Source organism: Pseudomonas nitroreducens (genome assembly GCF_014204515.1).
Classification (GTDB): domain Bacteria; phylum Pseudomonadota; class Gammaproteobacteria; order Pseudomonadales; family Pseudomonadaceae; genus Pseudomonas; species Pseudomonas nitritireducens_A.
Genome location: NZ_JACHLI010000023.1, coordinates 113332 through 123429, shown reverse-complemented (window position 1 = coordinate 123429; position 10098 = coordinate 113332). Strand labels below are relative to the sequence as shown.

Annotated in this window: 9 protein-coding genes; 3 read left to right on the top strand and 6 right to left on the bottom strand. The window is 61.4% G+C overall.

Annotation, left to right across the window (positions count from 1 at the left end):
• Nucleotides 1-154 precede the first annotated feature (154 nt).
• Together HNP46_RS24485 and HNP46_RS24480 are read right to left on the bottom strand one after the other, a co-directional pair.
• Nucleotides 155-1387 (bottom strand): MFS transporter, encoded by a 1233-nt coding sequence (locus tag HNP46_RS24485; RefSeq protein ID WP_184594151.1) that lies wholly within the window; start codon nucleotides 1385-1387, stop codon nucleotides 155-157.
• A 329-nt stretch (nucleotides 1388-1716) separates the two neighbouring features.
• Nucleotides 1717-2067, bottom strand: coding sequence for a YciI family protein (locus HNP46_RS24480; protein ID WP_184594149.1), 351 nt, complete (start codon nucleotides 2065-2067; stop codon nucleotides 1717-1719).
• A 190-nt stretch (nucleotides 2068-2257) separates the two neighbouring features.
• Here HNP46_RS24480 and arfA point away from each other — a divergent pair, with 190 nt between their 5' ends.
• The 3 genes from arfA to HNP46_RS24465 all read left to right on the top strand — a co-directional run bounded on the left by arfA (nucleotide 2258) and on the right by HNP46_RS24465 (nucleotide 4474).
• Nucleotides 2258-2410, top strand: coding sequence for an alternative ribosome rescue factor ArfA (gene arfA, locus HNP46_RS24475; RefSeq protein ID WP_184594148.1), 153 nt, complete (start codon nucleotides 2258-2260; stop codon nucleotides 2408-2410).
• Between the two features lie 71 nt (nucleotides 2411-2481).
• The gene (locus HNP46_RS24470) at nucleotides 2482-2781 is read left to right on the top strand and encodes a hypothetical protein (RefSeq protein WP_184594140.1); all 300 of its coding nucleotides are present in this window, start codon (nucleotides 2482-2484) and stop codon (nucleotides 2779-2781) included.
• A 424-nt stretch (nucleotides 2782-3205) separates the two neighbouring features.
• Nucleotides 3206-4474 carry a lytic murein transglycosylase gene (locus HNP46_RS24465; RefSeq protein ID WP_184594137.1) on the top strand — a complete coding sequence of 423 codons (1269 nt, stop codon included), beginning with the start codon at nucleotides 3206-3208 and terminating at the stop codon, nucleotides 4472-4474.
• A 214-nt stretch (nucleotides 4475-4688) separates the two neighbouring features.
• Here HNP46_RS24465 and HNP46_RS24460 read toward each other — a convergent pair whose 3' ends face one another.
• The 4 genes from HNP46_RS24460 to HNP46_RS24445 form a co-directional block, all read right to left on the bottom strand.
• The gene (locus tag HNP46_RS24460) at nucleotides 4689-5654 is read right to left on the bottom strand and encodes a fimbrial protein (RefSeq protein ID WP_184594135.1); all 966 of its coding nucleotides are present in this window, start codon (nucleotides 5652-5654) and stop codon (nucleotides 4689-4691) included.
• A gap of 293 nt (nucleotides 5655-5947) precedes the next feature.
• On the bottom strand, nucleotides 5948-6460 hold the full coding sequence (locus HNP46_RS24455) for a fimbrial protein (protein WP_184594133.1): 513 nt from the start codon (nucleotides 6458-6460) through the stop codon (nucleotides 5948-5950).
• 36 nt (nucleotides 6461-6496) lie between these two features.
• Complete coding sequence (locus tag HNP46_RS24450; protein WP_260403254.1) at nucleotides 6497-8977, bottom strand: fimbria/pilus outer membrane usher protein; 2481 nt, start codon at nucleotides 8975-8977, stop codon at nucleotides 6497-6499.
• Nucleotides 8978-9305: 328 nt separating this feature from the next.
• A complete protein-coding gene (locus HNP46_RS24445) occupies nucleotides 9306-10055 on the bottom strand; it encodes a fimbrial biogenesis chaperone (RefSeq protein WP_184594129.1) in 750 nt (249 codons plus the stop codon).
• Nucleotides 10056-10098 lie beyond the last annotated feature (43 nt).

Here is a 10098-nt window from a genome sequence, read left to right as displayed (position 1 = left end):
GCAAACTGACTCGCATTGCCTTTGCCCTGATGACGACTGAGCAGGCGTATCGGCCTGCGGCCGATACGCGGGGGTAGACATAGAATCTCCTACGCAGCATGCGCAACACCAGCGCCTGCCTGTATGAAGCGCGCCCCGTCTCACGCCTAAGCCATCACGACCGCACCGGCACCGCCCGATGTGCCTGCCCCTCGGCGCGATCCAGCGCCACCCCGCGGGTATCCCGGCCGGTGCTGATCAGCACGCAGATGAGCACCGCCACGGTCCCTGCGACGATCGCCATGGCCGTGCCGTAGCTGTAGCTCTTGGCAATCTCGGCCTGCAGCGGTGCGTTCACCGAAGCGATCAGGTTGCCCAGCTGGTAGACGAAGCCCGGCAGCACCGCGCGGGTGCCCACCGGCGCCAGCTCGTTGAGGTACGCCGGAATCACCCCCCAGGCGCCCTGCACCATGAACTGCATGAGGAACGCACCGACGCCCAGCGCCACCGCGCCATGGCTGAAGGCCCACAGTGGCAGCACCGGCAGCGCCAGCAACGAACCGCAGATGATCGCCTTCTTCCGCCCGATCCGCTCGGACAGGCTGCCGAACAGGATGCCGCCGAGGATCGCCGCGATGTTGTAGACCACCGCGATCAGGCTGACCGTGTGCGTGTCGAAACCGTGCTGCACCTTGAGGAAGGTCGGGTAGAGGTCCTGCGTGCCATGGCTGAAGAAGTTGAAGCAGGCCATCAGCAGCACCGCGTACAGGCACAGCTTCCACTGGCTGCGCAGTACCGGCCAGAGCGGCGTCGACTCCTTGCGCTCGCGCGCCGCCTGCCAGATCGGCGACTCCGGCACCTTGAACCAGATGAACGCCACCAGCACCACCGGCAGACAGCCGACGATGAACATCCCGCGCCAGCCCAGCGTCTCGAAGAACAGCCCGTAGATGATCGAAGCGATCAGGTAGCCCGCCGGGTAGCCCGCCTGGAACAGCCCGGACACCATGCCGCGCGAACGCTCCGGGATGGTCTCCATCGCCAGCGAAGAAGCCACTCCCCAGATGCCGCCCATGGCCACGCCATAGACCACCCGCAGGATCAGGAAGGTCGTCAGGTTCGGCGAAAACGCCGACGCCAGCTCCAGCAGCGAATAAATCAGGATATTGATCATCAGCACCGGCCGCCGCCCGTAGCGTTCGGCCGCACGGCCGAACAGCAGCGCGCCGATGGGCCGCACCGCCAGGGTCAGCAGGATCGCCAGCGACACCTGCGGCAGGTCGACGTGGAAGGTCTGGGCAATATCAGTGAGGACGAAGACCAGAAGGAAGAAGTCGAAGGCATCCAGCGTCCAGGCGAGCACCGAAGCGATCACCACGTTGCGCTGGGTCGGGGACCATTGCTGCATGACGTATCTCCAGCCAGCGGCGCCGCGGTCCCTGCACGCCAGAGCGATAGTTAGCCAGCTATTAAGCTAGCCGAGCTCCAGTACGCGCCACAGCCATGCAACTGAAAAGGTCTGTTACAAAATTTGCGACAAAGCGTCGCAGGGCCACCTTCCACTCCCCAGGCGGAACCGCGGTACCCCGGAACTCCTGCAGCAGGAGGAACACGCGCATTGTGAAGCCCTGTTCGCGAGCAAGCTCGCTCCTACGAAAAGCCGTCCATCCCGGTGTCTGCAGGAGCGAGCTTGCTCGCGAACCGCACGGCACCCCACCGCTCAATCAGCCCGCCAGATCACTCCCACTCGCGCACCTGGCGCACTTCCACGCAGCCCAGGCGCCCCGGCGGAATCTTCGCCGCGATGCGCTCGGCTTCCTCCAGGCTCTGCGCCTCGATCAGGTAGAAGCCGCCCAACTGCTCACGGGTCTCGGCGAAAGGCCCGTCGGTCACCGCCAGCTTGTCGCCCTGCCCACGCAGCGTGCGTCCGGTTGCCGTGGGCAACAGCGCGTTGGCAGCGATGTAGTTGCCGCTGCGGCGCAGTTGCTCGCTGTAGGTCATGCACTCGTCGACGATGCCGCGCAGTTCGGCTTCCGGCAGCTGCGCCGCCTTGCCCTCGTCGAAGTAGATCATGCAGAGAAACTTCATCGCCCTGGTCCTCGTTCTTGTCCGTTACGCCAGAAAGGTCAGAGGCCTCAGCGTAGCTCCGAACCCTGCGTGTCGGCCCGGTCCCGCCCAACGGCAGACCACTCGCATGGACAAGCGTGCCAGATAGGCGGAAGATGCGCGCGCCGGCGCTGGGCCGGCCCATCAGGCAAGTCAGTCGAGGAAATCCCAAATGGCGAAGCAATCCAAACGGCCGAACAAGGCCAAGTCCCTGGTCGCGCAACCGTTGTTCCGCAGCCGCCAGGAACAGCCGCTCAAAGGCAAAGGCAGCTACCGCCGCGAAGCCTCCCGAAATTGGGAGGCTTCTTCGCTTCTGGCGGCCTGAAAACCACAGAAAACCTGAACCACCTCCGCCCTTTCGCTTTCAACCGGACAGCCAAGCCCTGGAGGTCCACCATGAAAGCGCCCCTGCTCGTCGCCATCCTCGCCCTCCCCTTCAGCCTGTCCGCCCACGCGTTCTGCTCCGACCAGGAAGCCGAAGCCAAGGGCAAGCAGGTCGCCGCCAAGGTCACTGAAGTCACCCGCAGCGATCCCCAGCGCGCCCAGAAGCTGAACGAAAAGCTCGCCGAAATGAACAAGGCCCGCTCCAGCGAACAGCGCCCGGACGACTGCGCCGCCTATGACGACATGCTCAAGGAACTGGGCCAGAGCGCGCCCAAGGTTGACCAGGAGACCGGCGCGAAGCCCCAGCAATAGCCGCCAGGGGCATTCAGCGGAATGCGCCTGATCCCTGCGGCATGATCCCTGCGCAGGAGCGGACTCCGTCCACGATATCCCTCTCGCCGGCGCTCGGGCAGATCGCAGATGAATCCGCTCCCATAGGGCGCATAACGCCTATGGCGTTATCCGCCGTCGTGGCGGATAACCCGTTCCGGGTTATTCGCCCTACAGACTGCTGCCCTCTCACCTCAGGGAGAAGCAATCCCAGGCACGAACTTTCAAAGAAGACCGTTGTTCCTGAGAGGCATCCAGCGCATCGCCCGACGGACGCCCCACCTCGATGGGAATTTTCGCCCATCCCCGCCATCGAATCTGCAAACCCATACGCTGCGCCCAGCGCAGACGCGTCACAGTGGTCATGTTAAGGTGGCCCCTCGCCTGCCAGTATCCGAGGAGAGCAATGCGCAAGCCTGTTTCATCTGTTGTCGGCCAACGCTGCCTGCTCGCCGTCACCCTGTCCCTGGTCTCGTTCGGTCTGCTGACCTCCTGCACCGAGCCGCCGCCCAAAGGCGCCGCGGCCGTACAGGCGCAGCCGTCGCAAAGTTTCGAACAGTGGCGTGAAGGATTCCGCGCCCAGGCGCTGGCCGCCGGCATCCGCGCCGACGTCTTCGACGCGGCCTTCGCCGGCGTCGAGCCGGACGATTCGGTGGTCACCGCCGACCGCAGCCAGCCCGAGTTCACCCGCCCGGTCTGGCAGTATCTGGATAGTGCCGTCTCGCCGGCGCGGGTACGCAACGGCCAGGACCGTTTGCTGGAGAACGCCGAGGTCTTGCAACGCATCGACAGCACCTACGGCGTGGAACGCGAGGCCGTGGTGGCGATCTGGGGCATGGAGAGCAATTTCGGCCAGCAGATGGGCAGCAAGAACGTCATCCGTTCCCTCGCCACCCTGGCCTATGAAGGTCGACGCCCGGACTTCGGCCGCGACCAGTTGATCGCCGCGCTGCAGATCCTCCAGCACGGCGACGTGCCGCCAACCAACATGGTCGGCTCCTGGGCCGGCGCCATGGGCCAGACGCAGTTCATCCCCACCACCTACAACCGCTACGCGGTGGATTTCGACGGCGACGGCCGCCGCGATATCTGGGGCTCGTCCAGCGACGCCCTGGCCTCCACCGCCAACTACCTGAAGTCTTCCGGCTGGCAACGCGACCAGAGCTGGGGCTTCGAGGTCCGCCTGCCGCAAGGCTTCGACTATGCCCAGGCGGACATGGACATCCGCAAGCCGATGAGCGAGTGGTTGCGCCAGGGCATCAAGGTCGCCAGTGGCACGCTACCCAACGACCCGCAGGCCAGCGTGTCGCTGCTGTTGCCGGCCGGCTACCGCGGCCCGGCCTTCCTGGTGACGGACAACTTCCGCGCTATCCTCAAGTACAACAACTCCAGCTCCTACGCCCTGGCCGTGGGCCTGCTGGCCGATAGTTTCAAGGGCGGCGGACAACTGGCCGGACAATGGCCGGTGGGCGACACCCCGCTCAGCCGCAGCGAGCGCATCGAGTTGCAGGAGCTTCTGCTCAAGCATGGCTATCAGCCGGGTACGGCGGACGGCATCATCGGCGCGAACACGCGCAAGGCGATCCGCGCCTATCAGCAGTCGGTTGGTCAGCCGGCAGACGGCTATCCGACGTCAGACCTGCTGGTGCGCTTGCGTGGCTCAAGCGCGAACTAGCCGACAGAGCACGGCAGCAGTGCACCGGGAGCAGGCGAGGGGCACCTTTCACGCAAGGATTGCGCCGATGGTCGGCCGCGTGAAGGCAGGTCATGGGTTGCCCGGCAGGGCATTCGCATTGCCTCTCTTCAACAGACTCCCGGCAGGTTTGCCGGGATGTCTGAGACATGCTCACAGGGCCAGGGGAGAATGATCCGACAACAGTGGACTTCGGTCACTGGTAGATCAATGTAAACCCGATCGAAGCATCAGCTCCGCCACCGCTGACAGTGGAACCCGTCTTGAAGTAGCGTGTCTTGAACGGCAGCGTGTAGCTGGTAGAGCCCGAGCCCAGTGCCTGCGAACTGCCCATGGGGGTCGGGTTCTGGCCTGCGCCGTCGAGCAGTTGGATACCGATGCCCGTCGCGCCGCCCGTCACGTTGACCACCGACTGGGCCTGGTTGGCATAGCTGGTCATCGGGTCCAGCTGATAGCGAATGGGGGCAGTCGGACAGTTGCTCAGCGAGACATTGAAACCTACCGATTGGCTGAAAGGCTGGGAGGCGAACTCACCCACATGGTGCGTGCCCAGTGAAACGTTCGGAATGGATATCTGGCAGGCCAGGACCGTGATATTCACCGACCCCGTAGCTGTCATATAGGCAACTGTCGATTGATCTTGCGTCCAGGCAATCAGGGCAAGTGGAATGTCCGTAGACTTTATAGTCCCTGAAGACATGGGCCCTGTCTTGATTAAACTGACAGCAAAATAAGGCGCCCCGATACCCTGCCCGTTAGCCACAGAGGAAACAATTGTTGTAGGAATTACAACACCATTCGTCCCCCGGGAAATCTGAATACCGACCCCGGGAACGCCAGACTCATATATGTTACTGCCATAGGTCGACAGAGCATGAGGAAGGCTGTAGAACTTTGCGTCATAGGAAACAGATTGCACAGGAGAGCAACTCAACCGATAAGCGGTGGAGTCGCCGGTCGACCTGTATGTCGCGAGCACCGTTCCCAAAGGAGCATTCGGACTGGTGCTAATGGTACCGCTCAGCGAAACTGGTGAAACCGAATTCCAAGAACCTTGTTTAGAGCAGGCCGCACTTGCGCTGGCACCATATACGGCAGCCAGAGCTGTGAAAAATAAAATATGGGCGTATTTAGCGACACCCCTTAAAGTATCCGAAACCATTTCACCTCCAACACCATCAACACTTCGGGCCACCATGAATCAAGGCCTTCACACCTCGAAAGGACCTCACTCAGGAGAATTCTGACAACTTTTGGAGTTCAAAAAACCAGAATTCTCCTGACACGACGTAGGATATCCCTCGCACCCTACGACAAGATGTGAAGCCATTTTCTATGAGTTGCCACTCTTTCAGTCGCCTTGCAAAATCAAAAAATCAGAATGCTTCCATACAGGCCGTTATGCATGCATAAAAAAAGAGCGCCAGAGGCGCTCTTTTCAGCAACCACTATCTTTTATTGATAGGTCAAATAGATGTAACTATAAGTACTCAGCGCCCCACCGGTGACGGGCGTGGTCTTGGCGTAGTATTTGGCTACATAGGTGAATGTTTGCGAGGTTCCCGTAAAACTTACACCAGGATCTGAAGCCAGGTTGACCGGCGTCGTACCGTCGCTCTTGAACAGTTGAACCTGCGCATTGGTGCCACTGGCGGTGTTCTTGAGCGTACCCGTCGCACCGTCGACGTTGGCGGAGGCATCCCACTTCAAGGTGGTGGTGGCATCCGGACAGTTGGTCAGCTTGATGTCGAATGACTTGCGACCGTTATCAATAGCGCCCGGCGCCGTAAAGGCACTGGCCATGACCGAGTTCAACGGCACGTCGATCTGCTTGGTACCGGTCCCGGTACCGTCGATGGTGCAGGTACCTTCGATGACCTTGCCGGTGATGTTGATCTGCGCATCCGGCGCAGCGAAGACGGCGGATGAAGAGGACGCGAGCAGCACAATAGCGAGGAGTTTTTTCATTGAAATGTCCTTCGTTAACTTGAGTTTTCCGGGCCGTTAGCGCTGCGCCAATTGGGGTTTGCCCAATACGCTGCGGCAGGTGGCATCCGCCTTGAGGAACGCCGAACCCTTGGCGTTGCCTTCCGGCAGCTGGTAATTGACCTTGCACGACTGCCCGGATCCATCACCCCACTTCACCATCAGTTCCCCCTGGGGCTGAAGGCCACGCAGGAATACCCTGCCGCCCTGACCCACCATGCTCAGGTTGTTACCCTTCGCATCCAGCACGTCGGCCCCCAGAGGAATCGCCTCGCCATCCTCTCGGACAATCTGCATCAGCACAGGTGTGCCGGTTACCGTGGAGTACTTGAGCATGACGATGGAGCCGTAGCGCGGTGCGACCTGCTGGGAAGTCACTTCCAGCTCCACCTTCTCGGAGGTACCTTTCGGGTCGATTTCCACGTCGTTCTGACGGTAGGGGACCAGGCCGCCGACCACGGCATAGCCGTTGCTGGCCACCTTGGCACCGATGTTGTTGTTGACCGACGCACCTTCGGCACCTTCGGCCTCGACGATGGCCATGGTCTCGCTCTGGTTCTGCGAGAAGGTGATGCCTCCCGGGTGCGCCACCACCGACCCGCGAGCGCCGAAGCCCACCTGGTTGTAGCCGTCGCCGGTGCTGTAGTTGGCGTTGTAGATCGCCTGCGGAGCGCTGTAGCTCGCGCTGGCGCCACCGTTGTACTGACGGTCGCCGTCGTACTTGTTGCCCGAACCGTAAACCGAATAACCCAGCTGGTTATTCTCGCCGGCAGTGCCGCTCAGGCTGGTCTGGATGGTGTTGTTCTGGTTGTCGGTGAAGTTGACGTTGGTGCTCAGCGTCAGCGGACGGCTACTGCTCGTGCCGATGGGCACCGTCACATTGAGCATGTAGGTGTTATCGAACTCTCCGTCCTGGTTTCGCGTTCTCGAGGCGGACAGGCCTGCGGAGCCCCAGTTGAAGCCGGTGTTGATACCGCCCTGGAAACTGGTGTCGCTGGCCGAACGGTTCCAGTAGTCCTGCTTGGAGCCGGTGAAGAACGCGCTGGTCCGCTCGCCCAGTGGCTGGTTCAGAGAAAGCTGATAGCGGTTGCGTTGGCGGTAGAGGCTGAAGTTGTTCTCGCGGTCGGTACCCCAGGCCTGGGCGAAATCCTGCAGGCTCAGGTAGTTTTCGCTGTTGAAGCGGTAGGCCGCGATGGTCATGTTGGTCGAGGTGGCTTCCAGCAGTTTGCTGTAGGTCACGCGGTAACTCTGGCCACTCATGTCCTTCTTGAAGCCGTACTGGGTGTCGTTCAGGTTCTTGGCCTGGGACGCCGTGGCGTCGAATGCGAGCGCACCGAACGGGGTGGAGAACGCCAGACCAGCCTGTCCCGACAGATAGTCCTGCGCCAGAATCCCCCCGCCGTACACGGTCATCAGGTTGCTGAGGCCGTACTGGTAGGTTCCCTGAGCGAAATTGGGTTCCTTGTCGAGGCTGTTGTCGCGGTATTTGCCTGCGGTCGCCGTGAAGCGGGAAACGCCGGGGCGTACCAGCTGGTTGATCGATGCAAAGGGCACCAGGAAGGACTTGGTACGACCATCGGCTTCGGTCACCTGTACCGTCAGGTCCCCGGCATAACCGGTGTTGTAGAGATCGGTGATCTCGAATGGGCCCGGGGCAACCGTGGTTTCATAGACGATGTTATCGCCCTGCCTGACCTGCACCTTGGCGTTGGTATCGGCCACACCGCGGATGACCGGGGCGAATCCGCGCTGGGAGTCAGGCAGCATGCGATCGTCGCTGGCCAGCTGGACACCGGTATAGGGGACGGAGTCGAAGACTGCGCTGTCGGTAAAGTATTCACCGGCGGTGAACTGCGACTTCAGCTGAGTGATATCACGCTGAGCGTACGTGCTGATCGAGTTGTAGTTGCTCGTGGTCTTGCTGTCGTCACCCTGGCTGCGGCTGTAGTTGCCGTTGTAGCGCAACCGCCAGTCGCCCAGGTTGAGGCCGGCGTTGAGACCGCCGTAGTAGTTGGTGGACTGGGAGCCATGGGTATCGCTGCGATAGACGTTGGTGTCGTACATCACGAAGCCCGCATTCACGCCTCGATCCCATTGCGAAGGATCGACATAGCCGTGTACCGCACGCCCCTGGTAAAGCTGCGGAATGGAAATATTCGCGGACAGCTCCGACAGGTCTACATCAAGTCGGGACGAAGGCACGACCGCTTCGAAGTCGATGCAGTCGCCGGTGACCATCAGCTGCTTTTCCGGCGGTAGTTTGCTGACGTCCACGCCCAGTTCGGCGAACTGCGAACTGGCGACGCAGTACTTGGCCGTTCCCTCGCCGTTGGCCACGGCACGCAGGGGCATCCGCCCCACCCAGGCCTGGTTGACGTAGACGTCCAGGCGATAGACCCCCGGCTCTACGGGAGTACCTTTTTCAAAGCGTCTCACGTCGACGCTCGGGACTGACCCACCATGGTCGAAGAAGCTCGGGTTGAACTCGGCAACGTTCATCGTATCGCTGCCGGGCCCGCCGGCCGGCACTTCAGTTGCGATCGCATCCCCTGCGCCCAGGGCAAGCAGTACGCTGTACAGCAGGCAACAGCCCATGGTCGCGGGTAGCACAACCCGAGAGTAAGCGATGGCAGTCGCCAGTGCCGTACGCTGGTGTCGGTGAGAGGCAAAGTTGTGAAGGTCCATAGTCATTCTCTCTGTCTTCCGCTTTCCGGCGGGCGAGCGACTCCTCGCCTGGGTCATGGCCATGACCAAGCGGCGTGGAGGTGGGGATATTGATCGCTAGGCAAAAACCTGCCGGGTCACATTGCTGACCCGGCAGGGATGATCAGATCTTGGTTTCCAGCTTCTGGGATGAGCCCCAGTCGTTGACCCATTGGTAGTCAACCTGCGAGCCAGGCCCAGGAGCGGCACTCAGGCCCTGCACCGGGAAATCGATGCTGGCTCCAGGGGCAACCATCTTCACGTCCTCAGGCTTGACCTTGAAGCTCTTGCCATTGGTGTTGAACGAGATGCTGGAGAGCGAAACGTGGTACGCCGCGTCATTCCTGGCGCGCAAGCCGTACCCCTGGGGGAGTTGGACGACTGACCATTTGAGTTCTTCGGCGGATTTGGCCGGAGTGCCTGGCAGATCATCAGGACGGTAGAAAATCTTCAGGCGCGAACGGACAGCGACCTGCATGAAGTTCGCGTCCTTGTCCTTGGGCATGGGCGGAACATCGAGGACGTTCAGCCAGAATACGGATTCCTGCTTTTTCGAAGCGGCTTCATCACCGGTGTACACCAGACGCAGCGTCTGCCCTTTCTTGGGCTCGACACGGGTGATGGGAGGAGTGATGAGGAAGGGACCATCAGCCTTGTCCGGGGTGAGCTTTTCATTGCCCTTGTCGACCCAGGCCTGGACCAGTGATGGCTCTTCCGCATTATTGGTCATCTTGACCGATACTTCTCTGTCCTTAGCGAGGTACACAACGCGGGAGCCAGTGATCACGATGCCGGCGTTGGCCAGCCCGGACCACAGCATGACTGCGCCGAGGCAGCCAGCGAACCACAGAGATTTGGAAGAAAGCTTTGCCATCACACACCAACCTTTGAGTAGGACCGCAGGGAGCCTGAGCGCC

Excerpts from the sequence above, each read along its gene's own strand:
- HNP46_RS24470 (WP_184594140.1), top strand. The coding sequence starts at position 2,482 with ATGAAAGCGCCCCTGCTCGTCGCCATCCTCGCCCTCCCCTTCAGCCTG.
- HNP46_RS24455 (WP_184594133.1), bottom strand. The coding sequence starts at position 6,460 with ATGAAAAAACTCCTCGCTATTGTGCTGCTCGCGTCCTCTTCATCCGCC.
- HNP46_RS24465 (WP_184594137.1), top strand. The coding sequence starts at position 3,206 with ATGCGCAAGCCTGTTTCATCTGTTGTCGGCCAACGCTGCCTGCTCGCC.
- HNP46_RS24480 (WP_184594149.1), bottom strand. The coding sequence starts at position 2,067 with ATGAAGTTTCTCTGCATGATCTACTTCGACGAGGGCAAGGCGGCGCAG.
- HNP46_RS24460 (WP_184594135.1), bottom strand. The coding sequence starts at position 5,654 with ATGGTTTCGGATACTTTAAGGGGTGTCGCTAAATACGCCCATATTTTA.
- HNP46_RS24485 (WP_184594151.1), bottom strand. The coding sequence starts at position 1,387 with ATGCAGCAATGGTCCCCGACCCAGCGCAACGTGGTGATCGCTTCGGTG.
- HNP46_RS24445 (WP_184594129.1), bottom strand. The coding sequence starts at position 10,055 with ATGGCAAAGCTTTCTTCCAAATCTCTGTGGTTCGCTGGCTGCCTCGGC.
- HNP46_RS24450 (WP_260403254.1), bottom strand. The coding sequence starts at position 8,977 with ATGAACGTTGCCGAGTTCAACCCGAGCTTCTTCGACCATGGTGGGTCA.
- arfA (WP_184594148.1), top strand. The coding sequence starts at position 2,258 with ATGGCGAAGCAATCCAAACGGCCGAACAAGGCCAAGTCCCTGGTCGCG.